The organism is Arcobacter ellisii, assembly GCF_003544915.1.
GTDB classification, from domain to species: Bacteria; Campylobacterota; Campylobacteria; order Campylobacterales; family Arcobacteraceae; genus Aliarcobacter; species Aliarcobacter ellisii.
Window position 1 is genome coordinate 731253 of the sequence record NZ_CP032097.1, and the last position, 19272, is coordinate 750524.

The window sequence follows — 19272 nt, forward strand, 5'->3', positions numbered from 1 at the left end:
AGAAAATTATCTACTTGCAGCATATAAGTTGTGTTTTTTTATAAATGCTAAATCTTCATCTTTTTGAACATTTTCAGCTAAAAGTTTTATATTTAATAAAGTTGTTAATTCTGAAATTGACTCAACAAAACTTTGTTTAGAATAATCATTTGAGATTTCATTTGTATAATCCCTTGCAAGTCTTATATAATCTAAGTTGAAATCTTTAATGTTATTAAGTGGTATAAATTTAGTTTCAAATCTTTTTATGATAATTTTTGCTCCACATTGATGGATTTCATCTGCAAAGAATTTGAATTTATCAACATCTTTTGCAACGGCATAAGCAGTTGCACTAAATACAAGTTGAGAAGCAATATTTTTGTTTTCAACTAATTTTTTCTCTAACCATGCAATAAATGCAGTATTATTTATTGATTCTAAAGATAGATTGATTGAAATATCATGTTTTATATTATTGATTAAAATATGATTCATTACTTTTTGGATAACTTTTTTATCAAAATCAACGATTTTTTCATATTTTTCAGCAATAGAAACAAATGTACCAATAGGAATATTGTTATTATCTTTATCTTTTATTGATGTAAATGCCTCTTGCATTACGATATTATCATGTGATTCATCAAGTTTTTTACAATCACCAATATAATTTACATCAAACTTAGAGTTGTCAATAATATCAAAAATCAACTCTCTCCAGCTTTCCATATCTTTTACTAATTCATTTGTATCAGTTATAAAAAATTCATTTGGACCAATAACTGTTGCTTTTTCATAGGCTTGATTTGCACTTTGTAAAATCTCAGGAGTTGTTCCAATTGGATTAAATGGAGTTGCGCCAATATGAACAATATCTTTTTTATTAAACTCTAAAGATAACTCTTCAAAACCTTTTTGTAATAATTTTGTGAAATTTACTGCATCTTCATAAGAAAAGTTTTGAGCTATTAGAGCAAACTCTGAACCAAAAAATCTGTAAGCTGTTACTTTTGATTTATCATTTAATTTTGTAGTTGCTAAAACTTTTGCAAATTTTTTAATAAAACTATTTACTTCTGCATTTGTGTGAGCCTTTGCAAAAGAAGCTAAATCGAAGATTTTGATTACAAAAATATATCCAGTTGATTTATGAATAAACATATGTTTCATATCTGTTTCAAAACTTTGTTTTAAAGAAAGACCTGTAAGTTCATCAAGTGATAATTTTTTTGTAAGATTTTCAAGTGTTGAATTTAATCTATTGATGATATTTTCAATTTTTGTTGACATATCATTAAATGCAATTGCAACAGCTTTTATCTCTGTTGTCCAAGGAAGATTATCAATTTTACCAAATTTACCACTTGCAATACTATGAGCTAGTTTTTCAAGTTTTTTAAGTGGTTTTAATAGATATTGAACAAATATAAATAAAATCACAATTGAAATAATGAAAGCAATAATTGCATAAATAATTGCACTTTTTGCTTGACTATAAAGTTTATCATAAGCATCACCAGGATTAGCACTTACATAAATAATCGCACTTGTTTGCCAACCATTACTTATTTCACTTACTTGTTCTTCAAGTTCAATAGGAATAGAATTTATAAACCATTCTGGAACAGAGTCAAATTTTATATCTCTTGTTACTTGAACTAATATTTTATCTAAAGTAATTGTTGCACTTGTGTCAATTTTTTTGTCAAATTGGTTTGTTGCAGTGAAATTAAAAGTTAAAGTGATTTTTCCATTAGTTTTTACATTAGGAATAAAATTATAAATATCTTCACTTGGATTTTTTATAGTAGGTTTTTTTACCACTTCTTCTGTTGGATTTTCTAAAGATAATAACTCTTTTTCAAAATCATCACTTAAAGTATTTATTTCAATTTTTCCTAGTTTTTCATCAACAGTTAAATTTGAAATTTCCCACATTGTATTATCTAAATCTTTTGAAGCTTTTATTAAATCACTCTCTTTTATTGTAAATAAAGCATCTTCTAAACGGATTTCTTTATAAAAACCTCTATTTGCAATAGCATTGATTACAGATTCAATTTCAGGATTTGTTTTATCTTTTAAAAGATTTTTCAGACTCATTCCTAAAGATGTAGCTGTATCTTGTGCTTTTGTTTGAGATTCAACTTCTAAATACTCTTTAGTATTTTTAACACTAATTATAAAATTACCAGTAAAAATCATAAAAAATATTATTGATATGATTATATATAGCTGTTTAGATAAAGACATTTTTTCTTCCTTTTTTAAAATCTACTCATTAAATCTTTCCAAGATTTAAGATTATTTGCACCAATTCGTTTTTCACCTTTTGTTTGAGCTTGCCATAATCCAGTTGCATTAAAACTATAAACAGGTTTTAAGTCAGGTCTTTTTGTTGCAAGTTGTAAGCTTTCGTTAATATTATCTAAAACTACAGGAATTGCCCCAGCTTGATGATAATATGTTAAAACCATATGAGCTTGGTCAAATCTACTATTTGCTTTTGAATAAGTAACATAGGTAATTCTTAATTTGTCATCTGGAATTCCTAATTTGATTAGTGAAAAATATTTTGCAATTGCATAATCTTCACAATCTCCAGCTCCAGTTCCCATAAATTCAACTGGTGTTGCCCAATAATCTTTTCTCTTCCAGTGTGCTAAATCGGTTTTATATGTTAATCTATTAAAGAAATCATTAACATTTTTAAGTTTATTTAAAACAGATTCATTTTTAGAAGCTTCCATCATCGAGTCCCACATTTCAACTCTTTTTTTAGCACTTGAACCATATTTGTTTTCTATGGAAGCTAGTTGAGCTGGGTCAATATTGAATGTTTTTGAGGCAGTTACAAATAGGGATAAAAAGGGGATAAGAAAAATTAAAATGAATAACATTTTTTTCATCTTATCTCCTTTTTTTTATTACATATATTATCTAATATTTAATTAAAATTAAAGAAGTTATTTTAGAAGAGTTTTTATCTCATCTTCACTTATTTTTTCATTGTCATATTTTATAGCAATAATGTTTTCAGTATTGTTGATATACCACTCATCAATTGAAGGATTATTTAGATTTTTGCTATTTTCTAAATGATACTCATCTAAAGAAAGATATAAAAATCTTTTTTTAGCAGGATTTGGCATAGTAAAGATTAAAATAGCCCATAAAACACAGATAATTGCAATTGTAATAACTAAAGTTGATAGAGTTACATTTTTATAAAACATTCCTCCAATCATTCCTCCAAGGAATGTTCCTAAATAACCAGCTGAATTAAAAATTCCTAAAACTAAACCTCTTTGGTGAACTTTTGCAAATTTTGAAGCAAGTGATTGCATAATTGGTTCGTGCATATTAAATCCAATAAAAAATATAACAACACCAACAACAAAAACAACAGCACTAGAACTTAATCCAATTACTAAATAAGAGATAGCAAAAAATACAATCCCAATAATTAGTATCTCTTTAAATTTTCCTTTTTTTTCTGCAATAACAGCAGCAGGTCCCATTGCAATAACACCAAAAATCATTGCAGGAAGGTAAACTTTCCACAATTCACCCATTGTCCATTCAAAATGATTTACTAAAGTGATGGGAATAATCATAAAAGCAAATGTCATTAAACCTTTTTGTAAAAAGTTTGTAATGTTCATTTTAATTAAATTTGTATTTCCTAAAACTTCACCTAAATTTACTTTTTTATTATAAGTGTGAGTTATATGTGGAGGATTTGGAACCATTTTTATTAAAACAAAAATTGAACCTAAAGCTATAACCATTGTGATATAAAATAAAGAGTGAACACCAAATGCAGCACCAATTGTAGGACCTGCAATCATAGAAACTGCAAATGCAATAGCAATTGATGAACCCATTAAAGCCATAGCTTTTGGTCTTTGTTCCTCTTTTACTAAATCACTAATAGTTGCAGTAACAACTGCTCCAATAGCACCTGCACCTTGAAGTAATCTACCAAATAATAAGCTGTAAATATCATTAGAAACAGCACAAATTAAAGAACCAACTGCAAAAAGCAATAATCCCATAATAATTGTACCTTTTCTTCCAAGTTTGTCACTTATTACTCCAAATGGAACTTGAAAAATCATTTGAGTTAAAGCATAACCACCAATTACAATACCAACTAAAGTTGGTGTTGCACCTTCTAAATTTATAGCATAAACTGAAATAATAGGTAAAACTAAAAATAAACCGAAAAATCTTAGAGCAATAATTGCACTAAGAGGCAAAACTGATTTAATCATCTATAATCCTAAACATAATATAATTTTGGGCAGATTATAGTTAATATTAGTTAATAATAGGTTAAAAAGGATAATTGTGAAAATAGTTTTAGCATCAGCAAATAAAGGCAAAATTTCAGAGTTTCAAAAACTTCTTCCAAATGATGAAGTAATTGCATTTAGTGAAATTTTAGGTGAAATTGATATCGTTGAAGATAAGGATACTTTTAAAGGAAATGCTATTAAAAAAGCACAAACAATTTATGATGAATTAAAAAAAATAGATTATGAAGATGTTGTTGTGATTTCTGATGATTCGGGTATTTCTGTTCCTGCACTTAATAATGAACCAGGAGTTTATAGTGCTCGTTATTCAGGAGTTAATGCAACTGATAAATCAAATAATGCAAAATTAATAGAGAATCTAAATGCAAAAAATTTAGAGATAACACCTGCTTTTTATACAGCTTGTATAGCAATAGTTTATAAAAATGAAGTTTACACAGTTCATGGTTGGATGCATGGAAATGTTATAAATAAAGAGATGGGTGAGGGTGGTTTTGGTTATGACCCAATGTTTATTCCAAATGGTTTTGATAAAACTTTAGGAGAACTTCCACATGAAGTGAAAAAAGAGTTCTCTCATAGAAGCAAAGCTTTGGCTTTAGCAAAAAAAGTTTTAGACGTTATTCTTTGATAATTTTTTCATGAATTGAAACATCATAATCTTTGGCTTTTACATAAAAATTGATTATATGTTTTTGATTTTCAGTGTTTATGGTTGCATAAATATCAAATAAATCATCTTCTATTTGAAGATGATTTATATTTTTCAAATCTAAATCTTTTACATAAGATTTTAAAAAATTTATATGATTTTTTCCTTGAATATATAAATATTGATTTGATAAATTTTCATTTCTTAAAGCTTTAGTCTCTAAAATTAAAATACCTATATAAGAAAAAAGTGTAACTAAAATAATAGTTATTAAAAGTGTATAAGCTTTTTTCATAAACTAAATTCCCATTTTTGAATAATATTATTTTTTAAATTTATGTAAATAGAAATTTTTTCAAGATTTTTATTTAAAGTGAACTCTTTTACATCTTTTAAAAGTAAGTTATTTTCAAAGTATAAATTGTTATTTTCAAATGAAAATTTATCTAGTTCATTTTTATGTTTTTCAAAAAATATTTTTGTAGCTAAAAAATTTATTTTATCAATTTCAATTTGTTGAGTTTGTTTATTTTGTAGAATTATCTCTTTTGTAAAAATTGTTGAATAGATTATAACTATGGATGAAATTATTAGTGTTAATATGATTTCAAATAAAGAAAAACTATTTTTCATATTTAAAAATCTTTATCTGTTCATTTTCAAATTGATATTTAGAAACAACAATATTTTCTACAATAGTTTGATTTTTTATGATTTTAAGATTTTTTGTGTTTTTAGAAAAAAGTGAGTAATTTTTTGTATCAAATTTATTTTCTAAATCATTTAAAAGCATAAAATTTTTTTGTTCTTGTTCATCACCATAAGTGGAAAATTTAAAACCACCTATGACAATGATTAAAAAAGTGATACTGATTAAGGTTTCAAGTAGTGTAAAACTACTTTTTCCCAAGTTCGATAGCTTTTTCAAAAGCAGCTTCAACAGCACTTATCATAGCATTTCTTACACCAGCTTTTTCAAGTTCTGCATAACCAGCAGCAGTTGTTCCACCTGGACTCATAACAGAATCTTTTAAAATTGCAGGATGAGAATGTTTTAGTAAACTTGATGTTCCACTAAATAAACCTTGAACTAATTGCATACTTAAATGTCTTTCAAGTCCTGCTTTTACTGCACCATCTGCTAAAGCTTCAGCTACTAAAGCTAAATAAGCTGGTCCACTTCCAGCAATTGCAGTTGCTATATCAAGTTGAGTTTCTGTATTAACCCAAATAGCTTGTCCAATGCTACTAAAAATTTCCATTGCAATAATTTTCGCTTCGTTATCACCTGTAATAGTTGTCATTGAATTTTGTACAGAAGCAGCAATATTTGGCATAGTTCTAATATAATGTTTTGCTTTGATTTGTTTTCTTAAAGATTCAAGTTTTGTTCCAGCTAAAATAGATAATAATACATTTGCATTTCCAACAAGTCTTGCTGATACACTTTGTAAAGCATAAGGTTTTACACAAAATAAAATATTTTTTCCTGTAATATCTTCTTGGTCATCTAAAGCTTTTATTGTGATTTGAGGCATCTTCTCTTGAATAACTTTTAATTTTTCTATATCTCTTCCTATTATCTCAATTTCGTGATTTTTAATAAGTCCTCTTGCTAATGATTGAGCCATAATTCCATTACCAATTAATGTAAGTTTCATTTATATTGCCTTTTAAATTATTTTCATCAATTATAGCAGATAATTCCTAAGGTAGTATTGGATAGAATAACACTTTTATGAGAAAGGATATTAAAATGATAAAAAGTTTGAAGTTTAAAAATTTATTATTGATAGCTTGTACAGCCTTTGTTTTATCTGCTTGTTCTTCAAAAGAGGAAGAAGAGTACAATAAACCTGCACTTTATTGGTATAACAAAATGATGAAGCAAATTGCATCAGGAGATTTAGATAAAGCAGATGATACTTACACTTCTTTAGAGAGTGAACATAGAAATTCTCCTTTTATTCCAAGTGCTATTCTTATTTTAGTAAATGGACACATTGATGAGGAAGAGTATGCTTTAGCAAACTTTTATTTAGATGAATATATTAAAAGATTTGGTTTAAGTAAAGATATTGATTATGCAAGATATTTAAAAATCAAAGCAAACTTTTTAGGGTTTAAATACCAATTTAGAGATCAACAATTAATTGATGAAACAATTACTCAAATACAAGAGTTCAAATCAAAATACAAAAATTCACCTTATATGCCTTTAGTTGATACAATAAATTCAAGATTATTTATGGCAAAAGCTTCATTTGATAACGAAATTGCGGAACTTTATATAAGAAGAGATAAAGAAGCAGCAGCAGCTTTTTATGAACAAAAAGTTAAAGAATCTTGGATAAATCCAGCAGAAATTGAACCAGTGAAAGTTCCTTTTTACAGATCAATTTTTGAATAATATCAAGAGTGCATAATACAGATTTTAGGAGTTAAATAAAAATGGAATTAGAAAATTACGATGAATTCCCACAAACTATACCTTTAATTATTGAAGATGATATATTTTTATACCCTTTTATGATTGCTCCTTTATTTTTAAGTAATGAGCAAAATATAAAAGCAGTTGAATATGCAATAGAACATAATAAATTAGTTATGGTTACTGTTTCTAAGCATGGTAAAGAGGGAAAAAGAGAATTAGACTCTTTTTATGATGTTGGAGTAGTTGGAAATATTATGCGAAAAGTATCTTTACCTGATGGTAAAATAAAAGTGCTTTTTCAAGGTTTAGCAAAAGGTAGAATTTTAGATTTTGCTTTAGAAGATTCTCTTTTTGCAAGAGTTGATATTTTAAGAACAGAAGAGATAAATGAAGAAAATATCAAATCTATTATAGAAGTTTTAATTGACAATGTTAAAAAACTTTCAAGATTAAATACAAAATTCCCAGCTGATTTAGTAAAAACAATTGAAGAAAATGATGATGCAACAAGAATTGCTGATTTGATTTCTTCAGTTCTAAAAGTAAAAAAAGATGAAGCTTATAAACTTTTCTCTCAAACAAATGTAGAACAAAGATTACTTGATATTATTGAAGAGATAAAAAAAGAGATAGAATCATTTAAAATCCAAAAAGAGATAACTCAAAAAGTAAACTCAAAAATAGAAAAAACTCATAAAGATTATTTTTTAAAAGAGCAAATAAAAGCGATTCAAAAAGAGCTTGGCGGTGATAACCAAAAAGATGAAGAGATAAAAGCTTATAAAAAAAGATTAAAAGCTAAAAAAGAGTTTATGCCAAAAGAGGCTTATAAAGAGACAAAAAAACAAATTGAAAAATTAAGTAGAATGAACCAAGATTCTCCTGATGCTTCTTTATTACAAACTTATGTAGAACAAGTTTTAGATATTCCATTTGGTGAATATGCAAATGAAAAAATATCAGTAAAAAGTGTTGAAGACCAACTAAACGAAGACCATTACTCTTTAGTTAAACCAAAAGAGAGAATTTCAGAATATTTTGCAGTTAAACAGTTATTAGAGCAAAGAAATATCGAAGATTTAAAATCAAAAGGTACTGTTTTATGTTTTGTGGGACCTCCAGGTGTTGGTAAAACTTCTTTAGCAAACTCAATTGCAAAAGCACTACAAAGACCACTTATTAGAATTGCTTTAGGTGGAATGGAAGATGTAAATGAGTTAAGAGGTCATAGAAGAACATACGTTGGAGCAATGCCAGGAAGATTAATCAAAGGATTAATTGATGCTAAAAAAATGAATCCAGTTATGGTTTTAGATGAGATTGATAAACTAGGAGCTAACCATAGAGGTGACCCAACAGCAGTTATGCTTGAAATTTTAGACCCTGAGCAAAACCATGAATTTAGGGATTTATATCTTAATTTTCCAGTTGATTTATCACAAGTAATTTTTGTTTCAACTGCAAATGATGCTAGAAGAATTCCTGCACCACTTAGAGATAGAATGGAGTTTATAGAGATTTCATCTTATACTCCAAATGAAAAATATCATATAGCAAAAGATTATTTAATTCCTCAAGAGTTGGAAAAACATGGACTTAAAAAGAGTGAAGTAAGTATCAATAAAGCGACTATTGAGATGATAATAGGAAAATATACAAGAGAAGCTGGGGTTAGAAATCTAAGAAGAGTTTTCTCAAAACTTTGTAGAAAAGTTGTAAAACAGATTTTAAATGACCCAACAATAGAAAAAGTAACTATTGGTACAAAAGATTTAAAAACATATTTAGATAATCCAATTTTTGAAATTGACCCAGCTGAAAAGAAAAACTCTGTTGGAATTGCAAATGGATTAGCTTGGACAGCTGTTGGTGGAGATGTTTTAAAAATTGAAGCAATTAAACTAAAAGGAAAAGGTAATTTAAGTGTAACTGGAAATCTTGGTGATGTTATGAAAGAGTCTTCAAGAATTTCTTACTCTGTTGTAAAAGTATTAATTGATAATAAAACTCTAAAAATCGATGATAAAATAATTCCAAAATCTTTCAAAGAAGAGGAAGAAAAAGAGAAAATTGATTCAAGTGAAGTTTACAAAAGATATGATATTCACTTACATATTCCAGAAGGTGCAACACCAAAAGATGGACCAAGTGCAGGTATAACAATGGCTCTTGCAATGGCTTCTGTTTTAAGTGAAAAAGCTATAAAAGCTGATGTTGCTATGACTGGAGAACTTACACTTTCAGGAAAAGTTTTACCAATTGGTGGATTAAAAGAGAAATTAATTGCTGCATATAAAGCAAAAATGAAAAAAGCCTTAGTTCCTAGAAAAAACTTTGATAGAGATTTAGATGAAATTCCTGAAGAAGTAAAAAGTGCTATGGAAATAAAAGCTGTTGATACAATCGAAGATGTATTAAAAGAGGCTTTGGAAAACTAAAATGAGCAAAACAAGACGACAGAGTCTAATAGTAAATAATTTTTTTACTTTAGCCTCTATTGTAATGATTTCAATTGTCATTGTTTTGTATTCAAAATTTATCGTTGGTGATAAAAATGTAACAAAAGAGGAGGTAACTCCTCTTTCTTGCGAAAAAGAAATTTTTTCTACTTCAAAAGTATATAATCAAAAACTTTTAAATGATTCAATAAAAGCCTTAGATAAGGGATTTTATAAACTTAATGGTCAATATGTAAAATCAATACATTCAAAATCTATTATAGAAGAGTTTATTACTTTAAATGAGATAGATAGTTTTTATATTGAAGCTATTTCATCTAAACCAAAAGAGGATATAAATAAATTTTTGACAATAGAGTATGAAATAATCGAAAATGATAAAAAAGATCCAAATAAAAAATCAAAAGAGTGTAAGATTTGTTCAGGAAGTATAATGACTTCATTTAAAGCAGATAAAACTGAGATTTTTAGATTTTATATAGATTTTAATCTGTATGATAAAGATGAGATAAAAAGAAGAATAGATTGTACTATAAAGGCTTATGAAAACAATGTTAAAAAGATTTAATAGAAGAGATTTTACTGCAACAAATGTGATTATACTAATAACTGTAATAATGTATATTATTCAAATAAACATTCCTCAAGGTGGATTATTATTTGGATTAAATCTTTATTTTATGGTTTATGATTTTTGGTGGCAACCTTTAACTACAATTTTTGCTCACGGTGGAATTGCCCATCTTGGAATGAATATGTTTGTTCTTTGGCAGTTTGGAAATTTAATAGAGAGATTTAGAGGTAAAAAAGAGATAATTCTTTTATATTTTATAACAGGAATTGTAACTTCATTATTATCATTTTTATATATCTATTATTTAGATAATCAAGTGAATTTAGTGGGAGCTTCAGGAGCAATTTGTGCCATTTTAGGATATGTTGCATATTATGATAAAGCTCAAAGAGGTGGAATAATTACTTGGATTTTATTGATTTCAGTTGCACCTTTATTAATTGGACTTCCAATTGCTTGGTATGCCCATTTTATAGGACTTGCTGTTGGTTTTATTTATGCACTTATTAGAAGATAGAGTTAATTATTTACAAAATAAGTAACTATACTCATCACAAATAAAACTATAAACATTCCTACAAAAACATCTTTTAGGGTTACAGTAGGATTTAAAATGCCACAATATGGGCATTGTCTTTTTTTTGGTTCTATTTCATTTTTGCAATTTTTACAAGTAGCTATGAGAACTCCTTTGAAAATTTTTGAAATAGTAACATATTTTTAGTTTAAATAGATGAAAAAGGAAATTAGATGAAAGAGATACATATTCAATGTCCATATTGTTTACAAGCCATTTCAATTCTTTTGGATACGGGAGTTTACGAATATACGACAGTTGTTGAAGATTGTGAAGTTTGTTGCAGACCAATAGAAGTTTCATATATAGTTGAAGATGGTGAAATAAAAACATATTCATATAATAGTATAGAAGGAAATGAGTTTTAAATGGAAGTAAAATCGATTTTATTTGTATGTTTAGGAAATATTTGTCGTTCTCCAATTGCTGAGGGAGTTGCAAAAGAGTATATAAAAAAACAAAATTTGGATATTTTGATTGATAGTGCAGGAACGGGTTCTTGGCATATAGGAGAAAAACCTTGCGAAAATTCAATAAAAGTGGCAAAACTAAATGGTGTTGATATTTCAAATCAAAAAGCAAGACAAGTAAAAAAAGAGGATTTTAAAAAGTTTGATTTGATAGTTGGACTTGATAAAAATAATATTTCAAATCTAAAAAATTTAGGTTATAAAAATCCTATAAAACTTGGAGATTTTGGATTTGATGGAGAGTGTGTACCTGACCCATACTTCTTTGATGGATTTGAAGGTTTTGATAAAGTTTATGAAATGATTGATATTTGTGTTAGAAATTTGATTGATGAGTTTATAAAATCAAAGATTTAAAACAATAAAATAAAAATAATCAAACAAGATAATTTTTATCCTCTTTTGTGTTTTCTTTTGGTAGAGTTCTTGCATAGATATGAACAATTATTATAAAAGAGAATAAAAATGAAATTAGATGAATTAAAACTTGAAGTTGATTATTTTGAATTTGATGAAAAGTTATACCAAAAATTAAATGCAACCCCATTAAAAAATCCAAAATTAGTATCTTTCAATCAAAAAGCCTGTGACTTAATAGGATTAGACTATAAAGAGTGTGAAACTCAAGAGTTTTTAGAGTTTATGAATGGAACAAAAATATTAAAGGGAAGTGTTCCTTATAGTATGGTTTATGCTGGGCATCAGTTTGGTTATTTTGTACCACAACTTGGTGATGGAAGGGCAATAAATCTTGGAAGCATAAACGGTTGGCATTTACAAACAAAAGGTTCTGGATTAACACGATATTCAAGACAAGGAGATGGAAGAGCAGTTTTACGCTCAAGTATTAGAGAGTATCTTGTGAGTGAAGCTATGTATGCTCTTGGAATTCCAACAACAAGGGCTTTAGCTATTATTGATTCAGATAGTTTTGCTCATAGAGAATGGAATCAAGAATCATGTTCTATTGTTCTTAGAATGTCCCCTTCTTGGATTAGAATTGGAACTTTTGAATATTTTGCAAGAACAAAACAAAACGCTGAAAAAAATCTAAAACAATTAGCCAATTATGTAATCAAACAATCATATCCCGAACTTGAAAATGAAGAAAACAAATATGAAAAGATGTTTTATTCTTTGGTTGATAGAAGTGCAAAACTTATGGCTTTATGGCAAGTTTATGGTTTCCAACATGGAGTTATGAATACAGATAATTTTTCAATGGCTGGACTTACTATTGATTATGGACCTTATGCTTTTATGGATTATTTTGAAAAAAATTCAATTTGTAATCATACAGATGTAGAAGGAAGATACTCTTATAATAATCAGCCTTATGTGGCACGATGGAATTTGTTTGTTTTATTAGATTGTCTTAAAAAAATTTGTGATGAAACAAAACTTGAAAACTATATGAAAAACTATTTATCTTTACATAAAAAAATCTATTTGGATATGATGAACAAAAGAGTAGGGCTTGAAGTTTCAAAAAGTGGTGACTCAAATTTATATTTGATTCTTGAATTATTAGGTGCTTTGGAATCCTCAAAAATGGATTATAATGTATTTTTTTATAGATTAACAAATCTAAAATCATTTGAAGATTTAAGTTCAATTTTGGATATAGCAGTTTTTCAAGAGCCACTTAAAAAATGGTTTGAATCATATAAAAAAGTTTGTTTAGAGCAAGAAACGACTTTTGAAAGTAGATTTGAAATTATGAAAAAAGTAAATCCAAAATATATATTAAAAAACTATATGCTTCAAGAAGCTATCCAAAAAGCAGATGAGGGCGATTATTGGCTTGTAAATGAGTTGTTAAATATTGCTTTAAATCCATTTGATGAACATCCAGATTTTGAAAGATATGCCCAACCAACACCTATGAAATTTGCAAATATTAAACTTAGTTGTTCTTCATAAAATAAACTTTATAATAAAAATAAAAAGGATAAGTTTGCAAATCTTTATTTTGATTTCTATTTCACTTTTGTTTTTAAGTGCAAACTCTATTTTGTGTAAAATGGCAATTTCTACACAAAATATTGATGCTTATTCTTTTACTTTTTTACGAATATTTTCAGGGGCAATTTTTCTTTTATTAATCTATTTTTATAAAAACAAAAATCTAAAACTAAATCTTAAAACAAATTGGTTAAGTTCGTTTATGCTTTTTTTATATGCTATTTGTTTTTCATACTCTTTTATGAATTTATATGCTGGAATTGGAACATTGATTTTGTTTGCAGTTGTTCAACTAAGTATGATTTTAATAGCTCTTTTTTACAAAGAAAAACTCTCTTTACATAAAATAATTGGCGTGTTGATTGCTTTTGCTGGTTTGGGTTATCTTCTTTATCCAAAAGAAGAGTTTGTTATCTCTTTATTTCACGCAAGTTTGATGATAATAGCTGGAATTGCTTGGGGAGTTTATAGTGTTTTAGGAAAAAAATCTACAAATGCTACTTTTAATACAACAGATAATTTTTTCAAAGCTTCGATTTTTACACTCATTTTTGGAGTTTTATTTGTAGATTTTTTAAAAGTTGATGTATATACTTTTTTACTTGCAATTACTTCAGGGATGATAACATCAGCTTTGGGTTATTTGATTTGGTATGAAGTTTTACCAAAAATAGAAATTTTTACTGCAAGTATTTTGCAACTTTTAGTTCCTATTATAGCCATATTTTTAAGTCTAATAATTTTAGATGAAAAACTTAGTTTTGAACTGATAGTTTCAACTTTTATAATACTTTTTGGAATATTAATAGCCTTATATAAAAAGAGAAAAATTTAGTTTTTTATCTCTTTATTTGGAACTGAAAAATAGTAACCTTGAGAATAATTTATTCCCAAATTATTTACAATTTTTTGTACATTTTCATTATGAACAAACTCAGCAATACAAGGAATTTTTACATTTTTTGCAAAAAATGCGATAGCTTTTACTATTTCAAAACTTCTTTTATTTGTATCAATATCTTTTATATATTTTGAATCAATTTTTAAAAAATCAATATCCAAATCTAAAATTCTTTCAAAATTTGAATACTCTGCACCAAAATCATCAATTGCGATTTTAAAACCTTTGCTTTTTAGTGAAGTTAGTTGATTTATATGGTTTTTTTTACCAGTTGAACTAACACCTTCAAGTATTTCAAGAATCACTCTATTGGGATTTATTTTATAAAAAGCAATTTTTTCATCTAAATAATTCACAAGATAGTTTTCTGCTAAATCATCTTCTGTTATATTTATTGAAAATGAAAAATTATTTTTTGCCATAGTTTTAAAAGTTTTATCTATTATTACTTTTGTAATTTCAGGTAAAAGTCCTGATAATCTAGCTGGTTCTAAAAATTCAAAAGGAGAAATGATTTTATCTTTTAAAACAATTCTTGCTAAGGCTTCAAATTTTGTGATATTGTGATTAAAATTGTCATAAATTCCTTGGAAAAAAGGAAAAAATTGGTCATTGTCTAGTGCTGATTTTATAAGATTTGTATTGTTTATAAAAGCTTCTCTTTTTGTATAATCAATACTGTAATTTTGTTCAAAAATTTCAAATCTATTTTTCCCATTTTCTTTTGCTTCTTTTAATGCCGTTGATGCTTTTCTTAAAAGCATTTCATTACCATAAACAGCACCATAAGAGAAGGTAATATTTAGTTTGATTTTTTTTACATTGATTAAATTTTTCATAAAATAATCTTGAATTTCCAAAATCTTATCAATAATAGAAATTTCACTATTAAAAACCAAAGCAAACTCATCTGAATTGATTTTACAAAGGGTATCTATTTGAAAATTATTTTTGAAAATTTCAGAAATACAAAGTAAAATTTCATCACCAATATCAAAACCGTAAGCTGTATTTATATAACTAAAATTATTTATATTTAAAAGAATCAGTGTTTTATAACTTGGTGTATTTAAAATAGAAGTTAAATAACTTTTATTATATAGATTTGTAAGAGAATCATGATAAGCCATATATTCCATCTTATTTTGAGCCTCTTTTAACTGAGTTAAGTCTGTAAAAATAGCAAAATAGTTATGTGTTTGTTTATTCTCATCTTGAATTGCTGTTATACTCATCCATTCATGAATTAGAGAATTATCTTTTTTTCTATTGATAATTTCACCACTCCATTTTGAATCTTTTTTTATCTTTTCCCACATATTTTCATAGAAATTATCATCATGTAAATTTGAAGATAAAATTTTTGGATTTTTACCAATCAATTCCTCTTTTTTATAACCATAAATTTTTTCAACGGCATCATTTATTTCAATAATTTGATTTTTTTCATCACTAATTATAATTCCATCTGATGAGTCATCTAAGGCAATTGAAAATAGCCTATTTCTTCTTTGAATCTCTTCATTCGCTAAAACTGTACTAACTATTGAAGAGGCTGTTTCAAGTAATTTTTTATGAAATTTATTAGGAGAACGGTGTTCAAAAGATGAAAGAGCAAAAGAACCAATAGCATTTTTTTCTTTATCTCTAATTGGAAAAGACCAACAAGAACAGATGTTAAAATCAATTGCTACTTCTTTTAGCCCAGCCCATCTTTTATCTGTAAATGTATTTTTTACAAATTGAGGTAAGTTTTTAAAAACAGCATTTCCACAAGAACCACCTGTTGGATCTGGTTTTAGATTAGCAAGTCTATCTTGTCCATTTTGAGGAATTGATGGAGCAGCTTTTATACTCATTAGCCCATCTTCTTTATTTTTTAACATAATTGAGGCTACAGAGTTTGGAAGTAAAGATTCTGCTAAAAGACAAAGTTTTGATAATATTTGTGAAGTATTAATATTTGTCGATAGCATTTCAAGAATTTGTTGTTGTAAATTTAAAATTTGATTGTACTCAATTGATGTTAGATGTATCATTTCTGTATCATTTTGTTTATCAAAATTATAATTATTATTTTCGGACATTCTTTTTCTTTCTCTTTAAAAATTGCCCAATGATACAACTAAAATGATGAAAATAAGATAAATAAGGCTTATACCTTAATAATTAGAAAATATTAAAATAAATCTTTCTATTTATTTTCTTGTTGTTTTGAAGGAAGATTTTCTATCCCTTTAAATGTATCATACCATTGTAATTTTGAGGGAGTCGCTTCTGTTTTTTGATTTTTTGAAGTATCAAAGTGAATAGCAGTTGTAGTTGGTTTTTTTTCAAGATATGAAAATGCAATGGCTAAAATAATTGCACTAATAATAAGTTTTATAATTGTATCTTTTAAATCTTTCATAAAAAGATTTTTACATTATTTTGTTTAATCTTTTCTGTTGGCATTAAGCACCTTATTTGAGGTGCTTAATGTTTCACTTTTAAATTATTTTTGTTGATAGTTTCAATAAGTTTCATGATACTAGCAACTTTTTCTTCTTCTTTTTTGATATTATCTTCACTATGAAGTGTAAAGATTTCCATTTTTTTATCAAGATAATTTGTAGTAAATTTCCCATCAATAAAATCTTGGTCTCTTACAATTTCTCTATGAAGTGGAATATTTGTTGGGAAGCCTTCAATATAAAATTCATCTAATGCTCTTTTTGCTTTTTTAACAGCACCTTTCCAGTCAAGTGCCCAAACAATAAGTTTTCCAATCATTGAGTCATAGTTTGCTGGAACTTTATATCCAGTATAAATACTTGTATCTATTCTTACTCCTGGACCTCCTGGAGTTAAATATTTACTAATTGTTCCAACTGATGGCATAAAGTTTTTTTGAGGATTTTCAGCATTTATTCTAAATTCAATTGCATATCCTCTAAATTGTACATCTTCTTGTAAAAATTGAAGTTTATCACCTTCAGCTATTTCTATCATTCTTTGAATAATATCAACACCAGTTATAGTTTCAGTTACCGGATGCTCAACTTGAACTCTTGTATTCATCTCAATAAAATAAATATTATTATTTTCATCAACTAAAAATTCAATTGTTCCAACACTTTCATATCCAAGTTTGAACATTGCTTTTGTTGCAATTCTATAAAGCTCTTTTCTTGTACTTGCATCTAATCTAGGACTTGGAGCAATTTCAATAACTTTTTGGTGTCTTCTTTGAATTGAACAATCTCTTTCCCCTAAGTGAAGAACATTTCCATATTTATCAGCAATAATTTGAATTTCAATATGTCTTGGATTTTCAACATATTTTTCAATAAATGCTTCACCACGACCGAAATATTTTTTTGCTTCATTTGTTGCACTTTCAAACATATCTTTGAAATCTTTTTCAGCTCGAACGATTCTCATACCTCGTCCACCACCACCAAAAGCAGCTTTGATGATTACTGGAAAACCAATTTGTTTTGCAATTTTCGCACCTTCTTCAATGTTTATAATTGGTTCATCTGTTCCTTCAAGAACTGGAACTCCAACTTTTTTCATCGCAACTTTTGAAGCCATTTTATCACCAAATAGTTCAATATGTTCAGGTTTAGGACCAATAAAAATTAGACCATTTTCTTCACAAGCCTTTGCAAAATCTGCATTTTCACTCAAAAATCCATAACCTGGATGAATTGCATCACACTCAGCTTTTTTTGCAATTGAAATTATCTTTTCATAATCAAGATATGCTTGAACAACATCTCCCAAAATTGGATAACACTCATCTGCTTTTCTAACCCAAATACCCTCAACATCAATTTCTGAAAATATAGCAACACTTGCTATTTCTAACTCTTTACAAGCTCTAATAATTCTTAAAGCTATTTCCCCTCTGTTTGCAATAAGTACTTTTTTTATTTTTCCCATCTGTTTTGCCTTTTAAGTATTTCTAAAATTATAGAGGAATTTTAGAGTTTTTTTAAAATTTAATCTTCTTAATTTATGCTAGTTAAATTGTTGTATATTGCTTATTTTATTATTCAATTTTGTTTCAAAATTAGTTTTTTATTGTTTATTACCAAGGACCTTGAAACCTACTAACTTTATGTAAAACTTTCTTTTTGTGTTTAGTAGCTTTTCCTTGAACTCTTTTTCTCCACATTTTAAAACTGCTTTTTTTCATCAAAGTTCGCATAATCTTTTTTACTTGATTTTCAGTTAAACCATAAAGCTCAAAAATAGTATCAAAGGTAGTTCTATCTTGCCATGCCATTTCAATCAAACGATTTAAGTCCTCTTCTTGAAATGGTGTTAAATCTTGTTTTTGTTTTTTTGGCTTTTTTGTAAAGTCTAGTTTTAAACTCTCTTTTTTTTCATGGTACATAACTTATTCCTGAATAGTCCAGATTAATTTTGAAGTCTCAAAACCTAAAGTTGGGAGTTTTTGTAAAATCTCATTTTTGATTTTTTCATCTAGTTTAGAAGTTCTTGCTAAAATCCAAAGGTACTCACGACTAGGTGTTCCAACAACAGCGTATTTGTAGTTTTCATCAAGCATTAAAACCCAATAATCCCCATAAAATGGTCTAAAAAAACTAACTTTTAATTTGCTATTTGACTCATCTATGGCATAGGCTCTACCAATTGCCTCTTTTTTCTCATTTGTTTGGATTTTTGTACATCTGTTAATTACTTTGATTGTCTCTTTATCCATCATAGAGTAGTTTGCAGTTACATTTTTACAATCTTTTTCAAAAAAATGTTCATATCTTGCTATTTCATACCAAGAGCCTAAATACTTATTTAATTCTACTTTTTCTACAGTTTGTAGTGGTGGATTTTTTGAAGAACAAGCTGTAAATAAAACTATAAAAGAGGCGATGATTAGGAGTTTGAAAATCTTTAACATAAAAAATCCTTTTTTATTTAGTATATA

At 27.0% G+C, this 19272-nt stretch carries 21 protein-coding genes; 9 read left to right on the plus strand and 12 right to left on the minus strand.

Annotated features, from left to right (window positions below):
* Window positions 1-6 precede the first annotated feature (6 nt).
* Genes AELL_RS03675 through AELL_RS03685 form a run of 3 tightly spaced genes read right to left on the minus strand, consistent with a single transcriptional unit; the run spans window position 7 to window position 4259 of the window.
* Complete coding sequence (locus AELL_RS03675; protein ID WP_118916646.1) at window positions 7-2235, minus strand: bifunctional diguanylate cyclase/phosphodiesterase; 2229 nt, start codon at window positions 2233-2235, stop codon at window positions 7-9.
* Between the two features lie 14 nt (window positions 2236-2249).
* On the minus strand, window positions 2250-2891 hold the full coding sequence (locus tag AELL_RS03680; protein ID WP_118916647.1) for a transglutaminase-like cysteine peptidase: 642 nt from the start codon (window positions 2889-2891) through the stop codon (window positions 2250-2252).
* Between the two features lie 57 nt (window positions 2892-2948).
* Entirely contained in the window at window positions 2949-4259 is a 1311-nt protein-coding gene (locus tag AELL_RS03685) for an MFS transporter (RefSeq protein ID WP_118916648.1), read from the minus strand.
* A 76-nt stretch (window positions 4260-4335) separates the two neighbouring features.
* On the opposite strand from AELL_RS03685, the gene AELL_RS03690 reads away from it, so the two are divergent.
* Window positions 4336-4935: a non-canonical purine NTP pyrophosphatase gene (locus AELL_RS03690; protein ID WP_118916649.1), complete on the plus strand. Its 600-nt coding sequence runs from the start codon at window positions 4336-4338 to the stop codon at window positions 4933-4935.
* Here the strand turns inward: AELL_RS03690 and AELL_RS03695 are convergent.
* Genes AELL_RS03695 through AELL_RS03710 form a run of 4 tightly spaced genes read right to left on the minus strand, consistent with a single transcriptional unit; the run spans window position 4925 to window position 6617 of the window.
* The gene (locus AELL_RS03695; RefSeq protein ID WP_118916650.1) at window positions 4925-5251 is read right to left on the minus strand and encodes a hypothetical protein; all 327 of its coding nucleotides are present in this window, start codon (window positions 5249-5251) and stop codon (window positions 4925-4927) included. The genes AELL_RS03690 and AELL_RS03695 overlap by 11 nt on opposite strands.
* On the minus strand, window positions 5248-5589 hold the full coding sequence (locus AELL_RS03700) for a hypothetical protein (protein WP_118916651.1): 342 nt from the start codon (window positions 5587-5589) through the stop codon (window positions 5248-5250). Before AELL_RS03700 ends, AELL_RS03695 begins: the two co-directional genes overlap by 4 nt.
* On the minus strand, window positions 5579-5866 hold the full coding sequence (locus tag AELL_RS03705) for a hypothetical protein (protein ID WP_118916652.1): 288 nt from the start codon (window positions 5864-5866) through the stop codon (window positions 5579-5581). The genes AELL_RS03700 and AELL_RS03705 overlap by 11 nt, the downstream gene beginning before the upstream one ends.
* Window positions 5853-6617 (minus strand): pyrroline-5-carboxylate reductase, encoded by a 765-nt coding sequence (locus AELL_RS03710; protein WP_118916653.1) that lies wholly within the window; start codon window positions 6615-6617, stop codon window positions 5853-5855. Before AELL_RS03710 ends, AELL_RS03705 begins: the two co-directional genes overlap by 14 nt.
* Before the next feature lie 95 nt (window positions 6618-6712).
* On the opposite strand from AELL_RS03710, the gene AELL_RS03715 reads away from it, so the two are divergent.
* From AELL_RS03715 to AELL_RS03750, 8 genes are all read left to right on the plus strand, one after another.
* Complete coding sequence (locus AELL_RS03715) at window positions 6713-7366, plus strand: outer membrane protein assembly factor BamD (protein ID WP_118916654.1); 654 nt, start codon at window positions 6713-6715, stop codon at window positions 7364-7366.
* 41 nt (window positions 7367-7407) lie between these two features.
* Entirely contained in the window at window positions 7408-9828 is a 2421-nt protein-coding gene (lon, locus tag AELL_RS03720; RefSeq protein ID WP_118916655.1) for an endopeptidase La, read from the plus strand.
* A gap of 1 nt (window position 9829) precedes the next feature.
* Complete coding sequence (locus AELL_RS03725) at window positions 9830-10417, plus strand: hypothetical protein (protein ID WP_118916656.1); 588 nt, start codon at window positions 9830-9832, stop codon at window positions 10415-10417.
* Entirely contained in the window at window positions 10401-10940 is a 540-nt protein-coding gene (locus AELL_RS03730) for a rhomboid family intramembrane serine protease (RefSeq protein WP_118916657.1), read from the plus strand. Before AELL_RS03725 ends, AELL_RS03730 begins: the two co-directional genes overlap by 17 nt.
* A gap of 233 nt (window positions 10941-11173) precedes the next feature.
* Window positions 11174-11368 (plus strand): zinc ribbon domain-containing protein, encoded by a 195-nt coding sequence (locus tag AELL_RS03735; RefSeq protein WP_118916658.1) that lies wholly within the window; start codon window positions 11174-11176, stop codon window positions 11366-11368.
* The gene (locus tag AELL_RS03740; protein ID WP_118916659.1) at window positions 11369-11827 is read left to right on the plus strand and encodes a low molecular weight protein-tyrosine-phosphatase; all 459 of its coding nucleotides are present in this window, start codon (window positions 11369-11371) and stop codon (window positions 11825-11827) included.
* A 108-nt stretch (window positions 11828-11935) separates the two neighbouring features.
* Complete coding sequence (locus AELL_RS03745) at window positions 11936-13393, plus strand: protein adenylyltransferase SelO (RefSeq protein WP_118916660.1); 1458 nt, start codon at window positions 11936-11938, stop codon at window positions 13391-13393.
* Between the two features lie 34 nt (window positions 13394-13427).
* Entirely contained in the window at window positions 13428-14270 is an 843-nt protein-coding gene (locus AELL_RS03750) for a DMT family transporter (protein WP_226806013.1), read from the plus strand.
* Here AELL_RS03750 and AELL_RS03755 read toward each other — a convergent pair.
* From AELL_RS03755 to AELL_RS03775, 5 genes are all read right to left on the minus strand, one after another.
* Window positions 14267-16423 carry a sensor domain-containing diguanylate cyclase gene (locus tag AELL_RS03755; RefSeq protein WP_118916661.1) on the minus strand — a complete coding sequence of 719 codons (2157 nt, stop codon included), beginning with the start codon at window positions 16421-16423 and terminating at the stop codon, window positions 14267-14269. The two genes, AELL_RS03750 and AELL_RS03755, sit on opposite strands and share 4 nt — an antisense overlap.
* Window positions 16424-16530: 107 nt before the next feature.
* Window positions 16531-16746: a hypothetical protein gene (locus AELL_RS03760; RefSeq protein ID WP_118916662.1), complete on the minus strand. Its 216-nt coding sequence runs from the start codon at window positions 16744-16746 to the stop codon at window positions 16531-16533.
* A 65-nt stretch (window positions 16747-16811) separates the two neighbouring features.
* On the minus strand, window positions 16812-18263 hold the full coding sequence (locus AELL_RS03765; protein ID WP_118916663.1) for an acetyl-CoA carboxylase biotin carboxylase subunit: 1452 nt from the start codon (window positions 18261-18263) through the stop codon (window positions 16812-16814).
* Between the two features lie 148 nt (window positions 18264-18411).
* On the minus strand, window positions 18412-18720 hold the full coding sequence (locus AELL_RS03770) for a TIGR03643 family protein (RefSeq protein ID WP_118916664.1): 309 nt from the start codon (window positions 18718-18720) through the stop codon (window positions 18412-18414).
* Window positions 18721-18723: 3 nt separating this feature from the next.
* The gene (locus AELL_RS03775; protein ID WP_118916665.1) at window positions 18724-19245 is read right to left on the minus strand and encodes a lipocalin family protein; all 522 of its coding nucleotides are present in this window, start codon (window positions 19243-19245) and stop codon (window positions 18724-18726) included.
* Window positions 19246-19272 lie beyond the last annotated feature (27 nt).